The sequence below is a fragment of the Butyrivibrio sp. FCS006 genome (assembly GCF_000424525.1).
Lineage (GTDB): Bacteria > Bacillota > Clostridia > Lachnospirales > Lachnospiraceae > Butyrivibrio.
Window position 1 is genome coordinate 710,219 of the sequence record NZ_KE384203.1, and the last position, 26,272, is coordinate 736,490.

The 26,272-nt window shown below is 45.9% G+C and carries 28 protein-coding genes; 6 read left to right on the forward strand and 22 right to left on the reverse strand.

Features of this window, described 5'->3' with window-relative positions; all coding sequences use genetic code 11:
• Nucleotides 1–31: 31 nt before the first annotated feature.
• From G633_RS0110380 to G633_RS0110390, 3 genes are all read right to left on the reverse strand, one after another.
• Complete coding sequence (locus tag G633_RS0110380) at nucleotides 32–1,633, reverse strand: putative ABC transporter permease subunit (RefSeq protein WP_026519870.1); 1,602 nt, start codon at nucleotides 1,631–1,633, stop codon at nucleotides 32–34.
• Entirely contained in the window at nucleotides 1,626–2,336 is a 711-nt protein-coding gene (locus G633_RS0110385; protein WP_022770221.1) for an ABC transporter ATP-binding protein, read from the reverse strand. Before G633_RS0110385 ends, G633_RS0110380 begins: the two co-directional genes overlap by 8 nt.
• A 124-nt stretch (nucleotides 2,337–2,460) precedes the next feature.
• Entirely contained in the window at nucleotides 2,461–3,618 is a 1,158-nt protein-coding gene (locus tag G633_RS0110390) for a hypothetical protein (RefSeq protein WP_026519871.1), read from the reverse strand.
• A gap of 237 nt (nucleotides 3,619–3,855) precedes the next feature.
• Between G633_RS0110390 and G633_RS0110395 the strand changes: the two genes are divergently transcribed.
• On the forward strand, nucleotides 3,856–4,062 hold the full coding sequence (locus G633_RS0110395; protein WP_022770218.1) for a hypothetical protein: 207 nt from the start codon (nucleotides 3,856–3,858) through the stop codon (nucleotides 4,060–4,062).
• An 83-nt stretch (nucleotides 4,063–4,145) separates the two neighbouring features.
• Here the strand turns inward: G633_RS0110395 and G633_RS19330 are convergent, their stop codons facing one another.
• Nucleotides 4,146–5,654 carry a PP2C family protein-serine/threonine phosphatase gene (locus G633_RS19330; RefSeq protein ID WP_207638106.1) on the reverse strand — a complete coding sequence of 503 codons (1,509 nt, stop codon included), beginning with the start codon at nucleotides 5,652–5,654 and terminating at the stop codon, nucleotides 4,146–4,148.
• 43 nt (nucleotides 5,655–5,697) lie between these two features.
• On the reverse strand, nucleotides 5,698–6,324 hold the full coding sequence (locus tag G633_RS0110405; RefSeq protein WP_026519872.1) for an esterase: 627 nt from the start codon (nucleotides 6,322–6,324) through the stop codon (nucleotides 5,698–5,700).
• 129 nt (nucleotides 6,325–6,453) lie between these two features.
• On the opposite strand from G633_RS0110405, the gene G633_RS18095 reads away from it, so the two are divergent.
• Nucleotides 6,454–7,812 (forward strand): MATE family efflux transporter, encoded by a 1,359-nt coding sequence (locus tag G633_RS18095; protein ID WP_051200108.1) that lies wholly within the window; start codon nucleotides 6,454–6,456, stop codon nucleotides 7,810–7,812.
• Between the two features lie 26 nt (nucleotides 7,813–7,838).
• Here the strand turns inward: G633_RS18095 and G633_RS0110415 are convergent, their stop codons facing one another.
• The 3 genes from G633_RS0110415 to G633_RS0110425 form a co-directional block, all read right to left on the reverse strand.
• Entirely contained in the window at nucleotides 7,839–8,675 is an 837-nt protein-coding gene (locus G633_RS0110415; RefSeq protein WP_026519873.1) for a putative ABC transporter permease, read from the reverse strand.
• A 98-nt stretch (nucleotides 8,676–8,773) separates the two neighbouring features.
• Nucleotides 8,774–9,751: a hypothetical protein gene (locus G633_RS0110420; protein ID WP_026519874.1), complete on the reverse strand. Its 978-nt coding sequence runs from the start codon at nucleotides 9,749–9,751 to the stop codon at nucleotides 8,774–8,776.
• Nucleotides 9,752–9,900: 149 nt separating this feature from the next.
• Complete coding sequence (locus G633_RS0110425) at nucleotides 9,901–10,593, reverse strand: YczE/YyaS/YitT family protein (RefSeq protein ID WP_026519875.1); 693 nt, start codon at nucleotides 10,591–10,593, stop codon at nucleotides 9,901–9,903.
• A 200-nt stretch (nucleotides 10,594–10,793) separates the two neighbouring features.
• Here G633_RS0110425 and G633_RS19940 point away from each other — a divergent pair, with 200 nt between their 5' ends.
• Nucleotides 10,794–10,955, forward strand: a complete 162-nt coding sequence (locus G633_RS19940; RefSeq protein ID WP_035771257.1) for a flavodoxin domain-containing protein — start codon at nucleotides 10,794–10,796, stop codon at nucleotides 10,953–10,955.
• Between the two features lie 106 nt (nucleotides 10,956–11,061).
• On the opposite strand, the gene G633_RS0110435 is transcribed toward G633_RS19940, so the two are convergent.
• Both G633_RS0110435 and G633_RS0110440 read right to left on the reverse strand, forming a co-directional pair.
• Nucleotides 11,062–13,752 carry an FtsX-like permease family protein gene (locus G633_RS0110435; RefSeq protein WP_026519876.1) on the reverse strand — a complete coding sequence of 897 codons (2,691 nt, stop codon included), beginning with the start codon at nucleotides 13,750–13,752 and terminating at the stop codon, nucleotides 11,062–11,064.
• 12 nt (nucleotides 13,753–13,764) lie between these two features.
• Complete coding sequence (locus G633_RS0110440) at nucleotides 13,765–14,472, reverse strand: ABC transporter ATP-binding protein (protein ID WP_026519877.1); 708 nt, start codon at nucleotides 14,470–14,472, stop codon at nucleotides 13,765–13,767.
• A gap of 111 nt (nucleotides 14,473–14,583) precedes the next feature.
• Between G633_RS0110440 and G633_RS0110445 the strand changes: the two genes are divergently transcribed.
• Entirely contained in the window at nucleotides 14,584–15,159 is a 576-nt protein-coding gene (locus G633_RS0110445; protein ID WP_026519878.1) for a DUF3793 family protein, read from the forward strand.
• 12 nt (nucleotides 15,160–15,171) lie between these two features.
• On the forward strand, nucleotides 15,172–15,414 hold the full coding sequence (locus G633_RS0110450) for a Fur family transcriptional regulator (RefSeq protein ID WP_022770204.1): 243 nt from the start codon (nucleotides 15,172–15,174) through the stop codon (nucleotides 15,412–15,414).
• Here G633_RS0110450 and G633_RS0110455 read toward each other — a convergent pair.
• From G633_RS0110455 to G633_RS0110520, 12 genes are all read right to left on the reverse strand, one after another.
• Entirely contained in the window at nucleotides 15,411–16,229 is an 819-nt protein-coding gene (locus G633_RS0110455; protein ID WP_022770202.1) for an MBL fold metallo-hydrolase, read from the reverse strand. The two genes, G633_RS0110450 and G633_RS0110455, sit on opposite strands and share 4 nt — an antisense overlap.
• A 213-nt stretch (nucleotides 16,230–16,442) precedes the next feature.
• Nucleotides 16,443–16,814 carry a heavy-metal-associated domain-containing protein gene (locus G633_RS0110465; protein WP_026519879.1) on the reverse strand — a complete coding sequence of 124 codons (372 nt, stop codon included), beginning with the start codon at nucleotides 16,812–16,814 and terminating at the stop codon, nucleotides 16,443–16,445.
• A gap of 116 nt (nucleotides 16,815–16,930) precedes the next feature.
• Nucleotides 16,931–17,536, reverse strand: coding sequence for an SOS response-associated peptidase (locus G633_RS19335; RefSeq protein ID WP_051200110.1), 606 nt, complete (start codon nucleotides 17,534–17,536; stop codon nucleotides 16,931–16,933).
• Between the two features lie 2 nt (nucleotides 17,537–17,538).
• Nucleotides 17,539–17,823 carry a Nif11-like leader peptide family natural product precursor gene (locus tag G633_RS0110475; protein ID WP_022770197.1) on the reverse strand — a complete coding sequence of 95 codons (285 nt, stop codon included), beginning with the start codon at nucleotides 17,821–17,823 and terminating at the stop codon, nucleotides 17,539–17,541.
• A 3-nt stretch (nucleotides 17,824–17,826) separates the two neighbouring features.
• Nucleotides 17,827–18,372: a prolyl-tRNA synthetase associated domain-containing protein gene (locus G633_RS0110480; RefSeq protein ID WP_026519880.1), complete on the reverse strand. Its 546-nt coding sequence runs from the start codon at nucleotides 18,370–18,372 to the stop codon at nucleotides 17,827–17,829.
• 71 nt (nucleotides 18,373–18,443) lie between these two features.
• Entirely contained in the window at nucleotides 18,444–18,857 is a 414-nt protein-coding gene (locus G633_RS0110485; RefSeq protein ID WP_026519881.1) for a (deoxy)nucleoside triphosphate pyrophosphohydrolase, read from the reverse strand.
• A 6-nt stretch (nucleotides 18,858–18,863) separates the two neighbouring features.
• Nucleotides 18,864–20,015 carry an ankyrin repeat domain-containing protein gene (locus G633_RS0110490; RefSeq protein ID WP_035771061.1) on the reverse strand — a complete coding sequence of 384 codons (1,152 nt, stop codon included), beginning with the start codon at nucleotides 20,013–20,015 and terminating at the stop codon, nucleotides 18,864–18,866.
• 5 nt (nucleotides 20,016–20,020) lie between these two features.
• Entirely contained in the window at nucleotides 20,021–20,317 is a 297-nt protein-coding gene (locus G633_RS18110; protein ID WP_035771064.1) for an HNH endonuclease, read from the reverse strand.
• Nucleotides 20,314–20,547 carry a hypothetical protein gene (locus G633_RS0110500; protein WP_026519883.1) on the reverse strand — a complete coding sequence of 78 codons (234 nt, stop codon included), beginning with the start codon at nucleotides 20,545–20,547 and terminating at the stop codon, nucleotides 20,314–20,316. The genes G633_RS18110 and G633_RS0110500 overlap by 4 nt, the downstream gene beginning before the upstream one ends.
• 74 nt (nucleotides 20,548–20,621) lie before the next feature.
• Nucleotides 20,622–21,500: a hypothetical protein gene (locus G633_RS18115; RefSeq protein ID WP_035771066.1), complete on the reverse strand. Its 879-nt coding sequence runs from the start codon at nucleotides 21,498–21,500 to the stop codon at nucleotides 20,622–20,624.
• A 197-nt stretch (nucleotides 21,501–21,697) separates the two neighbouring features.
• Nucleotides 21,698–22,513, reverse strand: coding sequence for a helix-turn-helix domain-containing protein (locus G633_RS19340; RefSeq protein ID WP_051200112.1), 816 nt, complete (start codon nucleotides 22,511–22,513; stop codon nucleotides 21,698–21,700).
• A gap of 106 nt (nucleotides 22,514–22,619) precedes the next feature.
• Nucleotides 22,620–24,467: a C-type lectin domain-containing protein gene (locus G633_RS0110520; RefSeq protein ID WP_026519884.1), complete on the reverse strand. Its 1,848-nt coding sequence runs from the start codon at nucleotides 24,465–24,467 to the stop codon at nucleotides 22,620–22,622.
• Between the two features lie 758 nt (nucleotides 24,468–25,225).
• Between G633_RS0110520 and G633_RS0110525 the strand changes: the two genes are divergently transcribed.
• Nucleotides 25,226–26,200, forward strand: coding sequence for a hypothetical protein (locus G633_RS0110525; protein WP_026519885.1), 975 nt, complete (start codon nucleotides 25,226–25,228; stop codon nucleotides 26,198–26,200).
• Nucleotides 26,201–26,272 lie beyond the last annotated feature (72 nt).

Consider the following 26,272-nt stretch of genomic DNA (forward strand, 5'->3'; position numbering starts at 1 on the left):
TTTTATATCTTTATATCTTAATTCGTATATCTTATCGCTTCTCTGCCAGCGCCAGGGCTCGCTTGTAGCTAATAAGCGCCAGCACTCCTGCAATCGCAGTAAATATCAGTGCCAATATCTTATGGTCTATACGCATTCCAAGAAATACTATAAGCACCACAAGGATCATGACCACAAACATATTCGGAAGCATATACCATGCAACGCCGGGTCCCTGTTTGATGACCTCAACTTCATTCTCCCAGTCAAGCCTCATGTGCTTTATTCCGCACACGCAGCCCCAGGCTGTAGAGAAGGCACACAGAGCGAATCCCAAAACGATATACAAAAGCGTATTTATCACAGGAACTCTTGCCGAGATGCATAAGCACAGCACCGTAAACACCATGAAAGGTACTGTCAGGCACATGTTAAAGAGCATCTTGCCCTGATAAAGAGTCTTCTTTTCTATGGGCATGCTCTGCACTATCCAGTAGTTCTTGCCCTCAAGGGATGGCGAACAGGATGTGGTAGACATCATTCCCACCAGGAAGTATGCAATAAACGGAATCGCCGGCTGTAATATCGCCGCATCAATGGGTGCACCGGAAGTCACCTTTGACACAATTACATCGAATCCGAAGATCAGTGTCGCAACTCCCAAAATCACCGCCAAAACTTCACCCATAGCCGCATTGGTGATGTAAGTTGTTGAGCCGAGCATTCTCCTGAATTCTTTGTAGGCAATGGCGGTAACGAGACTTCTCTTTTTCTGAGTGGTCATCTTGAATTTGCCGCCGGCAGCGTGGGTCTTAAGCGCAGAATTGATATTTCTGTAAGACCTTCCCACTATGCGGAACAGGATCAGGAAAAGAGCTGCCGACACCACTATAAGCAGTAGTCCGCTTATAATGCTTCCCTTTGTAACTGCGTCAGAAAACCATCCCATTGGAAGATAAATCCCTGATGCTTTTTCTGTAGCCTCAGACATGTTCTCAAGAGTCTGCTCTGCTCTTCCGTTTTCAAAGAAATTCTCGATGATGTACCTCAGAGAGAAACTGAAAATGATAAATACAAAGGCAAGTATTGTCTTAATAAAATTCGTCTTCTTAAATCCGGAGCTGATCCTGGCTATGATAAATCCCACAAAGGATGCAGCCAGCATCGGAATCAGGGGAATAAAGAGCGAAAGCAGTATCCAGTAGAGCCAGATCACAGGGCCCACACCTGCGAATATCGCGTATCCGATAAGCATTGCAACCGAAACACTCATATACCAGGGCAGCGTCTTGATGTACATGTAGAGGAACTTGCACCCTGCTATAGTGCTGCTCTCAAAAGGAAGTGACATCAGCATGTCATATTCCTTGAAGTTAAAAAGATATCCGTTGGTCTTAAACACAGTAAACACAAAGGCCAGAGAGCTGATCACGAGTGCGCACATGGCAGGGACCGAATCGATTATTCCCATCATTCCATATCCGACGCACATCAGAATGCTGTAAGCCATTATCATCGCATACAGGAAAAATAGTCCCACGTATGCTGCGATTATCTTATTCTTCTTCTTTTTGTCTTTTGAATGCTTAAGGATGTTCACCCTGCTGGTAGAAAGAAGAAGAGTTTTTAACAAAATCAGATTCTTCTTATCCATTGTCTGCCTCCAGGAATGCTTCCTCTAATGAATGACCTTCTGTAAGTTCCTCCATGGTTCCGGCTGCTATGATCTTTCCTTTTTTGATTATGGCAACCTTGTTGCAGAGCTTTTCAGCAACATCAAGAACGTGGGTTGAGAAGAATATGGCTGTTCCCCGATCGCACATCTCATGCATTATCTCTTTTAACGTAAAAGTCGCCTTGGGGTCGAGACCAACGAAGGGCTCATCGAGAACCAGAAGCTTTGGATCATGGATCAGCGCTGAGATGATGGCCACCTTCTGCTTCATACCGTGTGAGTAAGAACTGATCTGATCACCAAGGGCATCGGTGATCTCGAACAGATCCGCATATTTCTTGATCTTCTCTTCTCTGTCCTTGGCACTAATGTCAAAGACATCTGCCACGAAATTAAGGTACTGGATTCCTGTCAGATTCTCGTACAGGTCCGGATTGTCAGGGATGTAGGCAGTGATCTTCTTGCATTCCATAGGCTCATCTTTTACGGAATGGCCGTCTATTAGGATCTCACCCTCGTCAAAATCAAGGACACCTACCACTGCACGGATGGTTGTAGATTTTCCTGCGCCGTTGTGACCGATAAAGCCGTAAATATCGCCGCTCTCCACGGTAAGTGTCACGTTGTCCGCAGCTTTTTTACCACCGTCGTAAGACTTAGAATAGTTTTTTATCTCCAACATTTATACTTCCTCCATAACTGAACCCCATTTAAGTTTTTGTTATTTAAACATTATCATAGTATATGCATATAAAAAAGGTCGATATCGCACTGATATCGACCCGTTTTACACATAATTTGGCAAATTACTGTACTGTATTAAATTCAACCATCTCTGCTTTCTCGTAATCTGCATAGAACTCGTTGAGCTTGGAATCATCTGCAACCTTGCCATCAGGATCTTCATTTACTGTGCGGAGATCTGATGTGTAGTAGTAAGTTCCGTTTCCGTCTGAGTCATACTCAACGTAAGCATTCTCATCAACTGCAAGAAGATCAAACTCTGTGATTGTCATTTTCTGCATGCCGTGGTTGTTTCCGACATAGAGGATACCCTTGTCAACTGCAAGAGGATAAGCTGTTCCACCACACTCTACATAGCCGAGATACTGGATCTTTCCGTCTGCATCATACTCATAAACATCAGCATCGATTGCAACGAACTTCTTGCCGTCTCCGTCATAATCGTAGGTTCCTGAAGCAACTAAAAGAACGTCCTTGTCAGCGATAGTTACATTTGCATAGCCCTGTCCAGCCTGAAGCTTATCAACGATCTGTGTGAAGGTATCGCAACCTGTGATATCCATAGGAACGTGCTCGTCTGCATCATCGGGAATGCCGGCGCTTGCCTGCTTGTTTGGATCATACATTGCTTCTACGATAGCCTGAGGATCAAAGCCGTCAAGGTCTTTTGCAACAGTAGAAAGGCTGTAGCTGATTCCGATTTCTACATCATACCAGGTTACAAGGTCTGCGCTCTCGCTATCACCTACATAGCGTGAAGCCTTTGCAGGCATGTTGCCATCAGCCCAGTTTGCAAGTGTTATATCATTTGTAACTGTCCAGTCATAGAACATTCCTGAAATATCCTGGTTATCATCTCCGGTGATCTGCTCTCTTGCAGTAAAGCTCATTCCGTCAAGGTCAAAGTCAAGCTCTACAACAGGTCCGGGAACTTCAAAAGAAGAAGGATCCATGTCACCCATTGCTCTCCATACTACATTTGTTGCACCCTCGGGAGCGCTAAAGCTGTTTGGAATCTTCGCTGTTGCCTGCTCCTCTGTGATCTCTGTCCAGGGATTTGCAAGCTCTGTATTCTCTGTGTTTTCAGTATTCTCTGTGGTCTCTACAGCTTCTGTTGTCTCAGCGGGCTCTGTCTCGGCAGGAGCTGCCTCTTTTCCACATGCAGTCATCTGAAGCGCAAAGACACTCATCATCATTACAAGTAAAACTTTCTTTTTCATAATCTCTCCTCTTCTAAATGTATGGTTCTCAAACGTTTAACCTACAACAGTGAATTATAGCACTGTTATTGCACCATAAATCTTAAGAGTTTCTAAAAAAAGCATAACCACGCGCTTTTTCGCTCGTGTGATAATTCTGTGACACTCAGTCTGATAACATACAATCAACAAAACAAAACAAACACAGCAACACAAAAATAGAAGAGAGAAAAATCCAAATTAAGGAGGAACAAAATTATGACAACTATTATCGCAAAGGCAATCATCATCTTAACACTGGTATTTGAAGTAATCACTATCGCAGCAGGATCAGCTCTTTATCCTATCTTTGCAGCAGCTTGCGGAATAATCTTCGGATGCATCGCAATTCAGATCATCATCGGCCAGATCCGCAAAGTTTCCATCAGAAACAAGGCAGCAAGAAGGATGTTCTTAGTTGGCTGATTTAAAAAATATAAAAACTGAATATGGAAAACAAACAAAAAAATAAAGAACAGGAAGCTGCCCCTCCTGTTCTTTTATTTTGTCTAATTAACTCCGTTATATGTAAATGCCAGCATTGTGATGTCATCAAACTGCTTGGCATCTCCAACATATTCTTTGATGCTCTGCGAAACGTTGAGAAGAATTCTTTCGGGATCTGCATCCTGGTCCTTGTTCAGAGCCTCCAGCATCCTCTCTTCTCCGAAGAACACATTGTTTGCATTGGCTGCCTCTGTGACACCGTCTGTGTAAACAAAGAAAGTATCGCCGGGCTCTAACTTAAACTCGTGCTGTCTGAACTTCAGGCCTTCCATGGTAGCTACCGCAGGTGAGTGTTTGTACTGAACAAGTTCAAACTTTCCGTCCTTGTGCTTGAGTACCGGATGCTCGTGTCCTGCATTGACCGCAAGGCCCTCTCCTGTGGATAAAGAAACTGTAGCGAGCCATACTGTAACGAAGAGTTCCGCCTTATTGCCCTCGCAGAGCTGGTTGTTTACTTCGTAGAGGATCTTGGCGGGATCTTCTCCCAGAAGCGCCCTGTTCTTGATAAGCGTCCTTGATACCATCATGAAAAGAGCTGCCGGAATACCTTTACCGGATACGTCGGCCATGACAAGCACCAGCCTGTCATCATCCACCATAAAGAAATCGTAGAAGTCGCCGCCAACCTCCCTTGCGGGATTCATTGTGGCATAGAGATCAAACTCTTTTCTATCGGGCAGATACGGGAAGATCTTGGGAAGAATATTCTCCTGAATGGCCGATGCCACCATCAGATCTCTGTCTGCTGCAGCTTTCTCCCTGCCCTGATTGACGTTGAGGATTCCGTATATCAAAAGGATTATCAGCATGGCAACGGATGCGCTTGGCGAAAGGCCATACATTGTCGCCGTAAGTCCGCCTATGATCAGAGGTACTGCTGCATATGCAAAGAAAGTGACTATCTGAAATCTCTGAAGTTTCTTTCTCTGATAGATAACTCCGATGAGAGCCAGGATCATAACAACATATGCGTAGATCAATGAGAGAAGATACATGGGACTTCTCTGATAAACGCCGGATGCATCCACTGTGAAATATATTCCGGTGAAAAGATTGATGATCCTCATGCTGATAGGCCCTATAAGTCCGAGAACAATAACTCTTCCCACGAGCCTTATGTATTTGTCATCAAGTTTTAAGTAGGTCATGGTATAGAGCCAGAAATAGCACGCTTCAAGCGGAGCACAGAGATAGTACACCGTGTTGTCTAAAATGTTAGCCCATCTCAGCTGCGGGATTCCATCTACAAGCCATGCACAGGCATCGGTAAAGCACCCGATATAAGCCGTTATAAGCAGTAGCATCAGAAAGCGAAGGTCAGATCCGTTCTTTTGCACATCGATGACAAAACATACAAACAGCATATATCCCATCATCATGCTGACCATATCCATTCCTATGTTGAGCACATACATGGGTTTAAGATTGGCTACGCCCCTTAAAAACGTAAACTGCGCAGTAAGGAACGTCATGAGTATGCAGAAAAAAGATACCCACATTAGCCGTTTCATCTGTGCTTTGGTGATATATTGCATAGTATTCCTCCAAAAACATTTATGTGTTGCTAAGTACAAAGGCGAAGGCTTTGGCGGTTCGCAGGTCTGACTCTTTGAAATGATTTCCGCTGTTCCACTCGAAGGTGACGTTAACGCCTTTGGCCTTAAGGATTTCCTGAGCCTCGGACATTTTGTCTGCGACTGTGGCCATGACCGGGTTTCTGGCCTTTGCTTCTTTGTCGCCGAGACTTAAGTAGACAGCGTCGCACTTTATGGTGTTTTCGGCCATATATTCTGTAAAGCCCGGAAACCACATGGATGGCGATGCTGCTGCCACGCCTTTGAATGTGTCTGTCTGATAGGCGGACCAGAGTGCGAACAGGCCTGCCAGTGAATATCCGCCTATGTAATATGTCTTTTGCCCGTCAGAGCACAATGGTAAAAGAGCTTTCAGAAAATCCCCGGCTCCTTCGCCGAAATCTTCATTGCCAAATACCGCAGGTGCCTTCCAGGGAGATAAGTCTTTGTTCCAGTTGCCGACCTTGGCTGCAATGAGGTAAAAGTCCGTGTCAGTCAGGCTCTTTATTATATTGAATTCGCTTTCCAAAACCTCCAGGTCGTGCTCATCCACAGGCTGGATGAGGACCTTTTGTGCATCCGGATTACCAAAGCAAAAAGTATCCATAGTCATTTAGCTCCTTCTTTTAATTATCCACCAAAAATTGACAATATACAAAGCCAAATATGAGAAGATTATGTACAAAAACTAGGTTATACTTAGAGAAGCGAATAAAAATGCATGGAGTTGTGATTTATGAGAAATACTACAGATATGACAGTTGGCAGCCCTACAAGGCACCTGATACTCTTTGCCCTGCCGGCTCTGATCGGAAATATCTTCCAGCAAGTGTATAATATTGCAGATTCTGCCATAGTGGGCAGGTTTGTAGGGCCTGATGCCCTGGCGGCCGTAGGTGCCACAGGTTCCATAACCTTTCTGTTCTTTGCGCTGTGCAACGGAATCGGAAGCGGCGGCGGAATCATTGTGTCACAGTTTTACGGTGCCCACGATGACGAACGCGTCAAGAAGGGCATTGTAAATACAGGGATCATCATGCTGATCATACCTGCTTGCTTTGCGATAATTGGCTATATCAGCGCTGATAACATTCTCAGGATCCTGAGTACGCCTACTGAGATCCTTGCAGATGCCACCTCCTATGTGCGCTATATGTGCATGGGACTTATCTTTGTATCGCTCTACAACTATATAACTTCAATGATGAGGGCTCTGGGAGATTCCAAAACTCCGCTGTATTTCCTTATCCTGTCGGCGATAATCAACGTCGTTCTGGACCTTCTTTTTGTTTATGTGATGGGAATGGGAATAAACGGAGCAGCCATCGCGACAGTCATCTCGCAGTTTATAGCTGCTGCCTGCTGCGGAGCCTATGCTTACATGAAGAACCCTTATTTCAAATTAAAAAGAGAGGATATCGTCTTCGTCCCGGACCTTGCCATCAAGGTTTTGAGACTCGGAATTCCTCTCTCACTTCAGTTTGGACTTATTGCAATCTCAGGAATGGCTGTACAGCGTATAGTTAACGGCTACGGCAAAACTGTAGTTGCTGCATTTACCGCCACCAACAGAATCGAGCAGCTCATCCATCAGCCCTTCACCACTTTGAGCGCGTCGATTTCTACCTTCGTCGGGCAGAACTACGGTGCCAAGAAGATTGACAGAGTACGTGACGGATATAGAAAAGGTCTTTTGATAATGGTCATCCTTGCGGCTGTAATGATCGTCTCAATGCAGCTCTTCGGTGGCGTTATCACGTCCTTGTTTGTTGATGAGCCTGAGATCATTGCCATGGGTGCGATGGGACTTAAGATAACCAGTGTATTCTACCCTGTACTGGGCCTAATCTACGTGGTCAGGGGTGTTCTCAATGGCGTTGGCGATGCTTTCTTTGCCTTGTTCAACGGTCTTGTCGAGGTTGTGGGCAGATTCACCGTCCCGATCCTGTTTACCAAATATCTTGGCATGGGCGCCACAGGTATCTGGGTTTCAGCGGGAATCGTGTGGGCCTTAAGCGGAATCACAGCATGGATGAGGCTTGTGTCTACACGTGTGTTGCAAACCGGGACATTAAAAAGAAGGCGCGATATTTAGCGCCTTCTTTTATATTCTCTAAGCTTTTAAGCCTTTTTATTTCTCAGGTCTCTGACCCTCTCTCTTAGCTTGTCTGTAGCACGGATCAGCGGAACGTGGTCGATGCTGTTCTCATCTTCTCCGGCTTTTGGCATGAATTTCTGAATACCAAGAAGAATTCTCTTCTGGTTAAGGGAGAGCTTTTCGGCATAGGCTCTGGCAAGTTGGTCGTGGTGAGCCTCAATCTGCTCTTTTTCTTCCTTGATCTTCTGCTCTATCACTTTAGGTGCTGAGGCGACCTTCTCATAGCTCTCCTGGGCCTTTAAGTTGAACTCCTCGTGCATTTTCTCTACATCTTTTAGGAGCGCGTTAAGGCTGGCTTCCGTCAGGGCGAAGTCTGCGCCGAAGATCATGGCGATCACGATTGCGAGAACCTCGTATATGATCGGGCTGACGGCGGCGTGAACTCCTTCAACAGCTGGGATCAGGAACTTGACTACCGCTACTCCCGCAAGACCAAAGGCTATGCTCACCGGTACGCAGATTCTTCCGTTTATATTCAGCGGAAGCTTACTGTAATCCCACCATCTGGCGTGAAATCTCTTTTCCAGGACCCAGGATGTTCCGTACTCTGCGATTGCACTGCCTATGTAGCATATGATGAAGATCCCCCATATCGGGAATGTTGGAGATGACAGCGGCTTTATCAGTGAAAACAGTATCGAGACTCCAACTACGCATGAGCCGTAGATTGGGCAAATTGGGCCAAAGAGGAACCCTCTGTCCGCCCATTTCTTCTCGTTGGCTGAGCAGTAAATGGATTCCCAAACCCAGCCCAGAAAGCTGTAAAATATGAATTCAACAAAGTATTGTGCGATTAACATGATGTTGGTGCCTTTCTTTTTCTTATGTATTGCAACAATTATATTCTAGCACAAAAAGGGCGCCTGATTTCTCAGGCGCCTTGTAATCATCTTGGTCATCAGTCAAAGGTCAGTGAGTTAAGAACGCTTGTGAGGGCTGCATGCACCTCTGTGTTCATCTCTTCATCGTCACCGTCATGACCGTCTGTCTCAAAAATAAGAGCTCCGTCCATGTAATCTCTTGCAAAGGCTGTCATGTAAGATCCCGATCCTTCTTTGTCCACAGGAACAGAAACGTTGTAGCCCGTGACATCACTTACGCCCGGAAATGGCCACTCTGTATATTCTGCCTTATCGCCGTAGGGCTTTCCAAGCTCTTTTATCGCAGCTTCAGCCTTGTTGTCCACTGTGTATGTGACGGTTATAAGGTTTGATCCTGCGCTGTCGCCTGTGTAAACAATGAACACCTGAGGTCCGCTCTGGTTGATCTCAAACTTTGTTGCGTCATACTTGACGCTCCAGCCGTTTGCATCGTGATAAACGCTGTTCTCAGGGCCGTTTACAAAGTTCTCCGAACTGAATGTTTCAGGATCTGCATCCGCTACCGGCTCGAAAACAAGCTCAAGGCCGTCTTTAAATGCACCTGTGATCACGCCGTTTTCTACGGAGTGAATTGTCAGTGTATCAATATCTTCGTCTGCTCCACCGAATGAGAAATCGACTGCGCCATCTTTCTGAGTGATAGCAAATGGAAGTCCGATTCCATCGTGCTCACCATCCTCTGTGTGTCCGTAGGTTTCGTCATTGATCACATAGAAGTAAGTCTTGGATGGATTCTCAGCCTCTTTTGCGTAGTTAACATATACACCTTTTGTAAAATACGGTGGCGCAGGAATCTCAGCAGTTGTTTCAGCCACCTGCTCTGTAGCAGCTTCCGCTGCTTGAGTTGTAGCCTCAGTAGCAGGCGCGTTCTCGCTTGTAGCCTCCCCTGTCGCCGCATTCTGCGCTGTCTTATCCGCACATCCCATCATAAGCGCTGCGGCTATCGCACCGGAAAGCAGAAGTACCGTAAAAATCTTAAGTCCATTCTTTTTCATAACCCGTCCTCCTCGTATATAACATCAAATAAAATGTTACATCACTTTATGCACCCCAAAAATTAAAAAAACATAAATTTTTGAGCCCCAGGGACGGAGTCAAGGGCTCATTTGTGAGCCACTGACTCCGTCCCTGGGGCTCAAAAAAGTTAGGCGGCTTTGTGGGTGGAGAAGACTTTTACTGAATCGAAAAGGTGCTGGTGGTGGACGCTCTTGGCGTCGAATTTAACGGAAGTGAAGGCTGCCTGCATGATGGGTCCGGTGGCGAAGGCACAGATAAGGGTGCCGATGCCAACAGGGCCTCCGAGGAGCCAGCCAATAAAGGTTGCAAGGCTGAGAAGTGTGATGCTCACTGCGCCTATCGGGATCTTGCCTGCGCGCTTTGCAAGAGCAACAAGAAGTGTATCTCTCGGGCCACAGCCGAGTGAAGCGCTCATGTAGGTGTACTGGGTGTAAGCCATGATGATAAGTCCGAGGATCATCACGGGTATTCCGGTAGCGAGGCTGTCGCACTTAGGTACAAGGTTAATCTTGTTAAAGAGGTCAACTGCCTTACCAACCACGAAGGCATCAATGAACATCGCTATTCCAATAGGCTCTTTTAATGCTATATCAATTCCAAGTATCGCATAGGAAACTGCAACCGAGGCTGTTCCGTACAGGATTCCAAAGGTCTTTGAAAGTCCAAGATTGAGGACGTCCCATGGGCCGGCGCCGATATTGGCCTGAATCGTAAGATAAACTCCAAATCCATTAACAAACAAACTGATAGCTGCAATGACCATATTAAGCAGAATATCTCTGCTGGTTCTATTCTCTTGTAATCTACTGTTCTTAAACATTTCTTATTCTTTCCAAAATCAAATCTACATATTACCAAATTCGCATTCGATTATAGCACAAAAAAATCTTTTGAGATATTTTATCAACGAAGTGCCTTGACTAGGACCTCAAGAAAAAGTTATTGTTAGCATATGCTAACTCAAGCATAACACTACAACATGTAATCACAACACAACAACGTGTAATTAAGGAGGAAAGTATGAGTAAAGTAGCAATAGTATATTGGAGCGGTACAGGTAACACACAGTCAATGGCAGAAGCTGTTAAGGCAGGTGCTGTAAACAGCGGAGCTTCAGTCGATATGTTCACACCATCAGAGTTCAGTTCATCCATGGTTTCCGGATATGATGCAATCGCCTGATTAATAAGCAAGCTAACTATCATCAAAGATATGCACAAATCATGAAAGCAGCCGGGTTTCCTTTTTTAGAAAGCCCGGCTGCCCCCTCTTTACAGAGGTTTAAGTTTTATTCTATATTCTTAAGCGCCACATCCAGTGGAATTCTCTTAATTCTCGCAAAATCAACCAGCGACACAAACGCATATCCTATCAGCAGATAGACCACCGTCAGCACCATGGACGAGCGGCTCATATAGAATGCAAAGTACCCATCAAGCTGAAGCATGAACGCGTGGAATATCCACACCATCAGATAATATCCGACAACAAATGCAGCGACTGCAAACACTACGACCACGATAGCCGTCGGAATAATGTAGAGAGACCCAATCTCTACGTTCTTAAAGCCCAGGATCTTCGCCATGGAGATAGATTGCTCATTCCTCTCAATGATGATCTTGGCCAAAAGATATATCAGCGACGCCGACAGTACTATAAGAGCATATTTAAAGACTCCCATAAAGCCGCCCATGGAGTGCATCAGCTGATTTGTGACCTTCACGATATCTTCGGAAGTAATGACCGTTGCAATATCCTGATCATCTATGTCAGTGATCTCATTTCTTGAGAAATACCCGTAGAAGTCATCGCTGTCTTTTTCAAACGCTGTATTAAAGCTCTTAGCATCAAGGAACGCAGCAATTCCTCCGTCGTAATCCACAACTCCCAGAACGCTGAATTCATAGGACTTATTCTCATATTCCTCGTGAAGCGTTATCTTATCACCAGCCTTGATCCCGAACTTCTTGGAGAAGGCGCTGGAGATATACAGTGCATCCTTCGAAGTGTCTTTTCCCAAAGAGATGTAATCGCTATCCTCGCTGATTCCGTAAACCGTCACGCTCTCATCCTGGCCGCTTCCCATTCCTTCGCGGAAAGAACTGCTCTTTTTGGGATACATGAGATTTGTCATGCTAAAACGCTCAGCAGTTTCCTCGGATGTCTCGATCACATCTCCATCAGAATTCTTACTGTCCATCAGCATGTACTGATACTCTGCAAACATCATATCCGGCGCCGCTTTCGCGTAATGATTCAGAGAATCCGGAAGCCCGAAGGCGAAGCACATCATGAGCTCAATAAAGATTACTCCGAATATCAGCACCAGATAGTTTGGTATATTCTGGAAAAGAATCCTAAGTCTGAACCTTTTTAGGAACGACCATCTCGGAAGGCGCATAGCCTTGGTTCTTCTTGTCTTTACCAGGTCGTGACGCAGGAACTTCAGCGGACTTAGCTGCAGCTTCTTCACAATGACAAAAAGATTTATGAAGAACATCAAAAGCAGCGGGATTATCGTGGTCTTAATAAGCGCCGTGTTACTCCAGACCGCATGGCACTTTGGAAGACTGTAGCTGTTGAAATACAGGTAAACCGCCAGATTCTTAAATGCTGTGTATCCCAGAACGTTTCCTATCAGAGCACCGATCAGTGTGACGATGACCGGCATGGACATGTAGTGCACCACAAGCTCTGATCTGCTGTAGCCCGAAGCCCTAAGTGTCCCGATGACCGAAGCCTCTTTTTCAATGGTGTTGCTGATGATGATCGCAAATATAAAAGCGATAACACCGATAAGTATGTAGCAGAGAATGCTTGCGCCAACTAAATCCCCTTCGATGTCGCTCACTGCGAAGTTGCTGGCCTGGCGCAGATACTCAGGAAGATAATCGTCAATCTCGTTGTCGTAAACAAGAGCCTGCGTGATCAAAGCCTTCATGAAATTCTCTGAATAGTCCTGCTGCTCCACCTTAGACTCAGGCGCCTTATCATACTTATACGCATAGCTGTAATGCACTCTGGACCGCAATTCTTTAAACGCCTCAGGTGTCACCATGGCAACGTCAAACCCGAAGGCATCAAACATCAGGTCAGTGTTGGACTCATGGAGCGTCAGATAATTTACATACGAAAGAAGTCCAACCACCTCGAACTCTTTTCCGCCGACTTTGATCGTGTTGCCCAGTGCAACGCCCACGTTGTCAGCATGCATCCTGTCGATGGCAATTTCATCATCCGCCTCAGGTGCCCGTCCTTCGTTAAAAGAAGCTTTGTCTATCTCCGAGTCACTCTTGTAAACCCTGACAGTGGCGTCCTCTACGCCATCGCCGTTGTTATCCTCGGACTCATTTCTGTAGAAGTGTTCATATATCTTAACCGTGACCGGATCGATTTCATCATTAAGGTTGTACCTGTCTGCGACTTCGTCCCACTCCTCATCGACTTTTTTAACCACTTCTTCGTGGGCTTCATCATAGGCTTCATCCACGGCTTTCTTAAACTCATCCGACTCCCTTGCTTCTTCAATTGCTTTGTCAAAAGAGCTTTCCATGGCCGCATCGATCTGACCCTTGATCATCTCTTCATCTGTAATACCATATGCAGCACACTGGGCCCTGACAGCTTCCTCAATCTTTGCAGTCACCTGCTCATTGAGTTCATCTTCTACAGCCTCCGCCACCTTCTTATCGGCTTCCTTGTTGCCCTTGTCGATATAGTAGCTTCTTACGTCAGCTTTTTTACCTGAGCTTATATCATCAAGCAGATCCTGCGACGCCTTCTTGGACAGTTCAAAGCTTCCGTCCTCGAGGTTAAGCTCATCTCTTCCTGCATACACTGCTGCCAGCATCGAATCGTGACCAACGTACATTCCGGAGATAACTCCGATCATGATCACCATGAAAACGATGATAACTAAATACTTGTGCCAGTCACCTTTAAGTTCTCTCGGGATTCTCCTGATAAGAGGATTTTTCATAGCATCTACCTCCTACCACTCCAGATCCATCGCAGAGATCTTATTTTCGTTGATATCATTATGGCGCACCACACCATCCCTTAACTTGATGACATGATCCGCCATATTTTTGATCGCCTCATTGTGAGTCACCATGATCACGGTGCTGCCAAACTTGTTGTTGCATTCCTCAATGAGAGCCAGTATTTCTTTTGATGTCTTGTAATCCAGTGCGCCTGTTGGTTCGTCGCACATTAAAATGTCGGGATTCTTAACGACAGCTCTGCCGATTGAAACCCTCTGCTGCTGTCCGCCGGATAACTGGTTGGGATACTTGTACTTGTGCTTCTGAAGTCCAAGGGTGGTCAGTACCTCCTCCACATCCAGGGGATTGTCGGAGAGATATGCTCCCACCTCGATGTTCTCCTTGACGTTCAGGTTCGGGATCAGGTTGTACATCTGGAAAACATATCCCAGGTGCTTTCTTCTGTACAGCGTAAGCTCCTTCTCGCTCATCTCTTCAAGCTTGTCACCGCCTATGCTCACAAACCCTTCATCCGGCGTATCGATTCCGCCGATGATGTTCAAAAGTGTTGATTTTCCGGATCCGGATGGCCCGAGAAGCACGCAGAATTCACCTTTTTTAACAGTGAAATTCATGCCCCGAAGGACATCCTGTCTGGCCTCTCCGGTTCCGAAACTCTTCTTTAAATCTTTGATTTCAAGAAACTGTTCTTTCATTTTTCCTCCTCATAACACAAAGTTACCTATTGCTAACAGAATTATAATACGCTATAATTTCGTTAGCAATAGCTAACGTTACGAAAATATTTTTTTCGGGGAGTCATGTAAATGCCTGACAACATCATAGTCGAGAACTGTTCACCGACACTGGCGGGGATCAAAACAGGAAACATCTTCACAGTGGACAGATCTCTTATTACAGATATAAATGAAGAACTAAGGCAGCTTAATCAGTGCTTTGCAGGAAAGGGGCTTCGGGCAATTCCTCTTAAAATATCCGATAAAAATGTCCTTCTTTATCTTTACAGACCGGATAAGCTAAAGGCCGATCTTTCCTGCAAAGAAGCCCGTGAGATCCTCCTTGCAAAGGGCTATAGTTGCGAGTCTGTAGAGAGCGACATTGTCCATCTCATTAACCAGATCAGCAGTCAAAACTCTTTCCCTCATGAGATAGGTCTTTTCCTGGGTTATCCTCCTGTTGATGTAAGAGGCTTCATGGAGGATACCCGGAAGGGCGTCAAGTGCGTTGGTTACTGGAAGGTTTACGGGGATAAGGAGAAGGCGGAAAAGACCTTTTCCAGTTATAAGAAGTGTACTGAAGTATATAAAAAGTGCCTGTCCGGAGGCAGACACTTATCACAGATGATCGTTAATACTACCAGAAACAGATGCGTCGCATCTTAAGGAAAGGCTGACATGAGTAACGAATACGTCATTTCCCTTTTGAAAGAAAAGGGCTTTAGGATCACAAAACAAAGAAAACTTATAATAGATATCATTCTCGGGAGCGACGGTGCATCCTGCAAAGAGATCTACCACAAGGTGATTGCAAAAGACAATACCGTCGGTACCGCCACTGTTTATCGAATGATCAGGCTTCTTGAGGATGTCGGCATATTAAAGCACGTCGACATGATCACCCTAACAGGCAAATACTAGAACTCCATCTGATATCCAACCTTCATCTGCTCTATCTTATCGCCAAGCTCTTCCTTTAAGATGCCATAGGCGCGGCCTTTAGTGCAGTGTCCGGTGCACACATAATCTATCCCTGTGTCCTTTATCTTTCCGGCCACATCTTTTATCTCTTCGCCTGATTTGTTGAACAGGTGGAATCCTCCGATAAGCCCATATACGTGCTTGTCAGGAAAAGACTCTTTTACCTCATTTATAATATTGGCTGCTCCTCCGTGTGAACAGGAGTTGATGATAACAAGGCCCTTGTCGGTATCAAGCACAAGGCTCTGCTCGTGCGAAAAATCATCAGGGATCCAGCGGTGATTTTCCTTCCTGTACATGCGCTCGCGCTTTCCGATCTCGGAAAGGCCGGCGGTCTTGTGGGGGATAAGATATGCCCCTTCAATGAGCTTATAGTCGCCTGAAACCATCTCTATTCTGTCAGGATACTTTCTTAGCATACTCCTTGGAATTCCAATATATTTCTTGAAAATCTTCATCTTGTGGTAACAGTTCGTTGCCGTGCCATCCCTTAAATAGAACTTCGCCTTGCTGTTGTGTTCAAAAAACGCCGGGATTCCATTTGCGTGGTCGTAGTGAGCATGGCTCAGCACGCCGTAGTCGACATCCGCAACATCAAGCCCAAGCTTCTCCATGTTTGTCAGAAAGAGCTTTGACGCCCCGGCATCCACCAGGATCTTTTTTCCATTAAATTCCACAAGCAAACAAAGGCCCCACTCACCGGTGACGCCTTCGCTTGATATATTATCTACTACAACCGTAAGTTTTGTCTTCATGTTTTCCCCGCCTTACTCATCTATTATCACAAACCATACACTGATTATACCAAAGAATTTTGGACCCTGGGGACGGAGTCAGTGGTTCAGTATCTGAAAACTATCTTTCTAGCTGTTAATTATCTGATAATGAGCCACTGACTCCGTCCCCAGGGTCCAAAATTCTTGGCTATATCATCGCCTTCTACGGAAGGAATGGTAAACTCCACGCTCTTACACTTTACCATAACACTCAGTCACCTTATAACCAAGGTCCTCGATCTCTTTTGTGATAACGTCATCGGCGATGTCTTTCTCATAGCGGACAACTGCCTCTTTCTTCCTGAGATTAACCTTGGCTGAAACGCCGTCTAATCTGTTGATGGTGCGCTTTACTCTGTTTGAACAATTCTCGCAATGCATTCCGTCTATCTTGAATATCGTCGTTTTTATTATGGGGCCTGTAAGCTTTTTGTCAGGCTCTTTTTTGACAGAATCGCCGCCTCCGCAGCATCCGCCTTCTCCTTTGAGGTGCTTGATACTGCCTCGCAAAGCTATAAAGAGTACCACAGCTAAAATCACTATAACCAGTACATTTGATAACATGTAAATTCCTCCGGCGGATTTTTGTCCGCACTTATCTTGTGACATTTTGTTAGCAGTCACTAACGATTATAGCAGTCATTTAGCCCTTTTAGCAATGGATTGGTGTATCAGAAGTATCAGAAAAGACTTTGCTGCTCGTAGTCTGTGCTGCGCTCAAGCTCAGGCATGGGCTCTTTTAACATGTCCATGGCTGCTGACGTATCCTGCAGGTAGTCCTGCGCGCTTGCAGCTTCGATCATCACGGGCATCCTGTCGTGGACAGGCTCCATGGAGCTGTTGGGGGATGTCGTTAATATGACAAAAGAGTCTTTGCCTTCATTAAGATCATAGAAACCTGCCAGATACATGGGCTTTCCGTCAGGTCTTTTGAAGATGAATTTAGTCTTTGCCTTGTCCCATTCGTAGAAGCCTGCTGCCAGGAGAAGGCATCTTCTGTTTGAGAAACTATCCGAGAACATGGGCTTGTCACAGACGGATTCGGCTCTGGCGTTGATGATGAGCTTGTTGTCACGGGAAGTAAGGCCCCAGAAGAGGTCTTGGACGTCTGTGGCCTGAGGCTCGTTGTTATGGTTTTGCGCGCCATTTCGGCGTCTTACGATTCCGGGCAGAATCATCCCGGGAGTCGCATCACCCGGGCGCGGACTGATAGCCCCGGGCCGAAGTCCGAGCTCTTTTTCCACTTCATCTGCAGTTCTGTCGCCAAAAAAGTACCGTCCGCACATGGTCAGCCACCAAGTCTCATCATGAAGATCGAGTATTCGTCGTTCTGGAATTCAAGGTCCGGTGAGTTCTCACCGCCTCCGTTGGTGCTGCGCTTAATCTCGGCATAGAACTCCTCGCCCTGATTGACGATGTCCATGACCGTGATGTCAACGCCGCTCTCCTGCGCGATCTTGCAGAACTCAGAGAGCTGGTCTTTGGCGTTTCTGGTATCAAGGAGCTTTTGCTTAAGCTCCGGGTTTTCGTTGGCTTTGCTTAAAAGGATCTCTAATTTATCAGCGATGCTCATGTTTTAATCCTCTCCAACCAGGTGAACAATCTCAGCTACATGCCCTGTTGCAGGCAAGAACTTATCAAAAATATCAGAGGTCTTTATCTTGAGGCTCGAAGTGTTTACGCAAGGGTGGCACCCTATGAATGCGCCGGCCTTGACGTCCTCATCCACAAGGAGTCTGACTGCGTGGTCCTTGTCGTTCATAAGCCCCATGACGCTTACCGCTCCGGGCTCTATGTCCAGATATTTCAGCATATCTTCTGCTTCCGCAAAAGAGAGTCTGGCTGAGTTTATCTGGTTCGATAGCTCTTTTGTCTTGAACTTCTTGTTCCCGGGCATCAGAAGCAGGTAAAATGCGGTCTTCTGCCTATTGCACAAAAAGAGATTCTTGCACATAAGTGTTCCAAGGGCTACATCTATGGCCTCGCAGGCTTCCATTGTCATTGCTGCTTCGTGATCGACTCTCTCGTACTCGATCCCGAGCTTATCAAGCATGTCGTAAACCCTGAGTTCTCTCTCGAGCCTGCCTTCAGGGCTCTTTGGTCTCCCAACTACTAATTCCATGATTCTTCTCCTGTTTAGATTGTTGTGTCAGCTCTTTTGCCAAGTCGCGTCAGCTCGTCTGCCAGGTTGTGTCAGCTCGTCTGCATGGCGGCTGAGAGCTTTGGAAGGAGCGAAAGGTCTGCCGGGAGCCACTCAACGCTCTCAAGATCTGCACTGCCGAGCCATTTGGCCGCCTCGTGCTCAAGGAGCTTAAGCTCGCCTCCTGCGAGGGTCGCCCAGTAGCAGTTCATGTGAAGGTGAAAGGTATCGTAGTCATAATCTATGACGTCGATGAGGTCGTGGACTTCAATCTCAGCCCCCAGCTCCTCTCTTATCTCCCTTTTTAGGGCATCCTCCGGGGTCTCGCCCGCCTCGATCTTGCCTCCGGGAAATTCCCATCCGTCCTTGTATTCTCCGTATCCGCGCTGCGTTGCGAATATTCTGGTCTTTTTATGGTAATCGTCGCAAATCACGGCTGCGACTACGTTTACTATCTTCCTGTTCATGTTTGCTTATCTCTTGTATTCTACACTTTCAAGCGCTATCGGCATAGGGTTTAAAGTCACCCATTTTACGCCAAGCTCCGTAAGTCTGTTCAGGTCTTTTTCATCTCTGTCCTTAATGCCCTTTGTGATCTCGGCTATCTCTGCACGCTCTTCGTCCGAAAGCTTCTGCCCCATATCGAGATATTTGACGAAAGCTTTTACAAGCTTCTGATAGTCTGAGTCCCAGTTCATGCAGCCATTATCAAGAATCTCGTAGCACACCTTCCCCGATATCCTAATGACTTCGCCCTGGACAGTTGATGCATGGCCGCTTCCCGGAACAAGAAGTTCCCAAAGCTCGGCGTGCTGCTTCTGCCAGGTGTCGGATTTGGGGCGTATCTCACTCTTGCCGTCGTACTGCTGCCTTCTTGGGACGCGCTCCACATCCAGAAGTTCATACAGTCTGTCCATTGCGGCATCAAGCTCCGGCACAAAATCCGGGTTTATACTACTCCTTCTGAACTCTGCATCCTTGGCTGCTTTTATATATTCGGCTTTAAGAGTTTCAGTGACCGGCACGCCTTTCCCGAGCAGAAGCTCAGTTACCGGCACCAGCTCCGGTATATCTATTGGCCTTGCATTACAAAATGCATTTTCAAGAGGAGTATGATCATACAAGTTCTTCTGATAAAGATCTGCACCTGCTGCGATCAGCGTTTCAACAGCTTCAATTCTTTTGGATTGTACCGCCTTGAAAATCGCACTCTCCTTATGCATCTTAGCCGTGTAGTGTATGTCTGCACCATTCGCAATAAGAAGGAGCGCCTCTTTTTCATGTTCTTTGTTGCCGTAACTCAGATGGTGCATCAAGGGTGTACTCCCAAACCGGTCGATGTAGTTGATATCAGCCCCCTGCTCTATGCACCATTTGATCATATCTTCAGAGATCAGATACGAGAAAATATTTCCCTTGTTATAAGTACCGTAGGCATTGATGTCGCACTTTTCAAAAACCGCTTTTACCGCTTCGTCATCCGTAATGTACTCCTCAAGGTCTTTGGGCAGGGTCTTGCGCTTGGACTTGCCGGACTTTCCGGCTGCCGGTTTTGACAATTCTTCCTGCGCATTTACTTCGGATACGGCAATTTTCTTTTTCTTAAACAGATCAAATATGCTCATGCCCCTTAAATCCCCCGTTCCCATTCGTTCTTGTATTCATCGGCCTTAAGGCGGTAAGTGTCTTTTAAGTATGGGTAGTACTCCTCTGTCGTCACCACTCTGGAGCCCTTTTGTTTATTGCAGTTCTTGCACAAAGGAAGGAGGTTTCTGTCGTCATCGCCTCCGCCATGGTACTTCGGGACGAAGTGATCGATTGTCACTTTATCGGGAGTTACCGGCTTGCCACAGCGTGCGCAGAGTCCACCTGTCTTTTCCAGAATAAGGCTCTTTGTGCCGGCTTTCCACTGCTTCCGGCTCCTCATAATTTATATCCGCAATCTGCCTTCTCGGGGCCGTCAACACCGGATTCATAGTGCGCCCTGAACTCCATGTTGATCTCGCGGATCTCTTTTTTGCCGTCAATGTAGTCCTGGTACATATCCGCAAGCCCGGACATGCATCCATCGCAGGATCCGCTGATGTTGCCGATGGACTCAGCAACGATGCGCTCTCTTTCTTCTCTGGTTGTGTCTTTTATCAAAATTGAATTCATAATCAATGTTCCTTCTTTGACTCCATATTTAACAATAGGGAAATAGCCTATTGCTATCTCCCCTTTGAGATTAACTAATTCAAGTATTTTGCTGCTTCTTCCTTAGTAAGAGAGTATTGTTGGATAATTTTTTCAGCTATAACTACATCATCCAATCCTAACGAGCGAAGCAGTTCTACGCATCCAATAATGCCTTTTTGGAGTCCTTCCTCAACGAATAATTCTTTTATCTCCGCCTCATTATATTCAGTGTCCAGCATGCCTGTTACCTCCGCTTTATGCGAAATCAGGAAAGATCTGATTTCAAAGTCCATTGGTATCTCATCAATTGCTGTTTTAGTTGCAATAACAATATCCTTTGGATCCTGATCAAACAGAATCTCATTAATCCTGTTTATAAACCATGAATATTCTTCCAATGGCTTACATGCTCTAAGCAGGTCTGCATTACGTCCATAGTTGATATTGAGCATTCTGACCTTTACTTCAATGTCAGATAATGCACGACTATTCTCATCAAAAGAATCAGTTAATTTAAGAATGACTTCATCATCAACGTCGGTTCTTCCATTATAGAACACAACCAATTTAGGCGTTGGTAATTTGATTAAAGATGATCCATACTTATTAAGCTTGTTTCGTGCCAAATATTTCGAGTACAAGTTTCCAACGTATTGCATCATCCTAAGTGGCATATTGGGGTTATAACTGCTCTGATGCTCATAAACGCTCATAACATCTGAAACAAGAAATGATGTATCATTTCTCATTCCTATATATAGCACATCTTCAAGAGTATTAAACTCTATAGCAGAAGCATCCTCATAATGGGATCCGTTCACAGCGTTGTATAGCTGAAGTGTCCACTTTCTATTCTCTTCCCTGCCAAAAATGTAGTTGAAGAGTCTGTCCTTGTGTTTGTTGTTAATAGTTCCCTTTTCTGTTTCTAGCAATATTTCATCTCCTTTATTATAAAATTAGGGTCTGTGCCCTGCAACATGAATTTCTGGCGAAATGCCTAAGAATTCAGAATTGGTGTGGGATTGGCATTGATGATCAATGCCTGATATCCCAAATTCCAAGAAGATGATAGCACAAAAGCAAAAGGAAATCTTTAAGATTTTCTTAAGATTGAAACATGAGTGATTTTTCACAAAAGTCTCTTATATATATCCAGCATGCTCTCGATCTGGTACTTGAGGAGCCATGCTGCGTTGTTGTACTCGGTGGTATCCTTTATTACCTGCAGAAGCCCCGGGTAGAACTCATCAGTCTCTTTTATCATCCTGTAGATCCTCTCGCGGGAGAGGCCCCAGGACATGGTTGTCAGGTTGTTGCACCTGTCCATGCACTTGATCAGAGCTGCCTTGGGGTTTGTCATGATCTCTTTATAGTACCTGCTGATGATCTCGTGGCGGTTCTCGTCATTTGTCTTTTCACAGGTAAGGAGCCTTACAAGCTCTTTTGTCTCCTCATTCACCGGGAGGTCATTCACGCCGATCTTGCAGTCTTCAACAACATCGTGCAAAAGACATGCAGCAATAATTTCATCTTCATGAATATCCATGGACAGCGCATGACAGGCCAGGTTCAGCGGGTGATAGATGTACGGCGTCGTTGAGCGCTTTCTGTTCTGCCCCTCATGGGCCTTGACTGCGAAGTCCACGGCCTTTAGCGTATTGGGGAGCTTAAGATTTCTGGCGGTGGTCTTGACGTAGGTCTTCATGTGCTCCCAGTCATAAATGGTTTCCTTGGTCTTGAAGAATTTCTGCTTCTCCTCCACCAGGGCTGAAACCGACACGCCAAGCACCTCCGCGAGCCTTATCAGCTTGTCCGTGTCCGGGTTGTACTCATCTCTTTCCCAGGAAGAAACAGCCTGAAAAGAAATTCCCAAAGCCTCCGCAACCTGTTCCTGCGTAAGCTTTCTTTCCTCTCTAAACGCCTTGATATTTGAACCGATACTCATTTGCATCCTCCGTTTTCTTTGATGCCTTTATGGTATTTCAGATTCCACTTATATTCTATAGAGCAGGGGTTTAAGTTTCAATAATTAATTCAAGTCTGACTTGAGTTTAGTTGTACTCGCAAATGTAGCCCATGCGGCCTTTGTAGCTGGGGTAGTTTCCGATAACGTCGTTTGGAATGTCGTTCATATAGAACTTGTCCTCGGACTTTCTGTAGAAATATTCCGCATATTCCTCGTCAATCTCAGTACCGTCCGGAAGCTTATCCGAATAGCTCGGCATTCCGTCAAGCCAGTGTTTCCAATAGCCGTTGCCAACGCACTCGTTTTGGGTAAGACCCTTTTCCGTCCAATGCCATGAGAAGCTGTCTATACGGTTTGCACCTATGTAAAAGACATTGTTCAGCTTATCTTCTGATCTGATAAGATCGTCAATTATCTCAAATTCCTCATCGGTAGTAAGGCAGGCGAGATAGCCGCCTTTTTCCTCGCACTTTTTGGCTGCCTCTTCCCAGGTGCAGTCCTCGATCACAAGCTCGTATCTGTGGCCATCGGAGACGTACTTGCCGGTGGAAAGATATGATTTCAGGTCATCAATGCGGAGGTAGCTCGAAGGGTCTTTTGCCTTATCAAGATCATAAACTTCCCTGAGCCGTGCCATGTAGGTCTCCTCGTCAGTCTCCTCACCGTCGATGGCATAGTGAAGCGTCCTGAATCTGCCTGTCTCTTCGTTGTACATCTGATCCTCTTCGGTGGCGTTCTCATCAAGCTCATAGTAATCGCCGCTTAGCACCAGCTTCCAAAGCCCCTTATCAAGCTTGTAGACATAGTCGTAGTAGTAGCCCATGTGGCCTTCAGAGTTATTGAGGAGCCCACTCTTTTCAATATATGTAAAGTAGAGCCTAGCGGTCTGCAGTTCTCTTACGGTTCCGTCATAGAAGGACAGGATCTGGCAGCCACCGGCCTCAAACCCTGAATCAATCACGAGCTCTGGCACATCGTCGTCATCGACATATATAAGGGCAAAAGACATATCCATGAGGTCCTCAGGCATGCGCTCCTCAAGGTAAGCCAGGAAGCCCTCATTCCAGGAATCGTAACCTTTTCCGAAGGTGGAATGCGCTGCGCCGTCGTAGTAATCTTCAGGGTTTTGTGGCTTGTAATTTGAAAAAGCAGTCAGCGTCGGAGCAATTCTCCTGCCTCTGTACTCTTCCATGGCCTTCTGTGCCTCGTCCTCTGTGATCTTGAACTCATTTCCGGAGACATCCGTTTTCGTCCAGGTTATGCTGTCATCGTCAGCCCTACCAGATTTAACGCCGGTAATCAGCGTCGTTCCGAGATCATCTGATGTGAACTCATAGAGTCCTGCCTCGTTGTACCACTTGGAGCCGTGCTGCTCATAGCCGATGAACTTGCCGGAGCACAGGTAGTAATTAGTGTAATCAGTGCTGGCAACCACGCCATAGGGCACATTGTTATGCCTGGTGCATATTGTGTAGATCATCTTATCGAGCTTGGGGTCATCGGAGATGTTGCCGATGATCAGCTCGTTCATACCGTCGCCGTCCAGGTCCTCAAAGCCATAGCCTGAGTAATCAAGGGCTTTTTCTTTGTCGTAGCCGTCCACGGAATAGGCGTAGGTCAGCATGGAATACGGCAGGTAAAAGTTGTCGTACACCTCCTGGTCAAGAAGGACATAGTAGTTCAAGTCCAGGATTTCTGCGTAGAAGTCTTCGTCGGAGATGGGATTGGTGGGGGCTATGTCTTGGGCTACGGCTGCGTCTTGGGCGGAGTCTGCATCTTGGGTGGCGCCGGGTTCGGTCTCTGTTGTGGCCTCCGCATTGGGTTTCTCTTGTCCAGGATCTGCTTCTGTATTCGCGGTTGTATTACTTCCACACCCTATTATGGTTGTGAGTAATAGGGTACTTATGATATATTTCAATTTCTTATTTTTCATGATCGCTCCACTTTTATTCGGTAATCCTACTGACTGTTTACAGTTTACAGTGTTACTTCCATTTAATCTCATTTCCCCCATTTAAGCAAATGAGTCACCGGGGACGTTTCAGTTTGTCTCATTTTGAGTCACCGGGGACGTTTCTCTTTGACTCCTTTTGAGTCAGGGGGACGGTTCTTTTGACTTGCTTTTCGGTCCTTAGGGACTAATCCAGTGGTCACTTTATAGTAAATGCCGGCCAAACTACATCACAAAAAGGAAATATTGGTTTCATGGTTTGAATCGATTTTTGAAATGCATCACAAGAATTCTCTATATAAAAATTAGTTGGAAATTACAAGCTCTTTTCCAAGCCATGGATCAAAATAATATGATTCCTAACGCTCATCCTACATCACAACACTTGGCCTACGGATGCCATGTGATGTAATTGTTTATGAAAGCAGGAAAATCTTTTTTGCAAATTCCAACTATTTTTTGTATGGGAGGAAGTTGTGGGGTGGTCGAAATTACGTTTCCAACCAACGCCCAAAAGATCGGGGCCTTGTGATGCAAAATCGGCCCACTCTTCCGAAAATGGTCCCTAACCCCCGTCCCCGGGGACCAAAAAATGAGCCCTTGACTCCGTCCCCAGGGATCAAAAAGGAGTCAAACAGAACCGTCCACATTGACTCCCCAAATTTGCACTAAATCATTATACGTGCTACCCTTTTTTAAGTATTTTTTTGTAAAAGAGCTTTATGCGAGGAGGAAATATTATGAAAAGGAAACTGATACTGGCACTTATCGCCATGACTCTTGTCATGAGCGGATGCGGAAAAGATGCTTCTGCTCCGGATGAAAGCAGTAGCGTTTTTGAGAAGATTGATCAGAACGAAGGATCAAATCAGGAAGCAGGCGACGCATCAGGCCAGAACGCCAATGCAGACGCAGCCGGAAACGTAGACGCAAACACTGCAGGCAACACAGATGGCGCAGATAGCGCAAACCAGACTTCAGCAGAGACCGACGACTACACCGAGCAGATCAAATCCGAGATCGCAGCTCTTGCGTCAGATTCACTTACAGATGAACTCGTAGCCGTAAACAAACTTTATGACAAATATGCGGATATGACAGCGAACGCATCAGATCAGGCAGAGATGAACTGCCTTTGCCAGTGGGAAACACTGGTATGGGAAGATGAAGTTACAAGTCTTCTCGACAGACTCAAAGAAAAAGACAGCGAGAACTATAACAGCATCTATTCAGAATATGAAAATTGGCTCAAATACGTGCCTTCCATGGCAGAGAAGATGACCTATGTATACGAAGGCGGAAGCATCTATCCTACAATGTATTCCTACAATGAAGCCATGCGCTTTAAGAGAGAAGCCTACGTCCTTGCCAGCACTCTTGCGGATGTAACCGGAGATGTTGCTTTCTCATTCCCCGACAACTCACCTTGTGGATACTACGGCGACTACGCAGGTGATAGCTATATTCTCATCACAGAAGGCATGGAAGGTGGCTCCTACGCTATCAAGATCCACTTTGATAATTCAAAAGAGCTTATCGGATATGGATCAACAGAAGACGCCCCCGAGTCAGAGTACATCTCTTTTGTAAGCGATGACGGATCAGTAGAAGGAAGAATCGACTGCTTCGCACTTGGCGCATCCTTCTACGCATCAGTATCTGACGGAGCAGTCGTTAACACCAACGAGACCTACGAATTCTCCTTCAAGTACTAACACCATCCAGGGAGTCAAAGAGAACCGTCCCCATTGACTCAAAATGAGACAAAATGAAACGTCCCCGGTGAC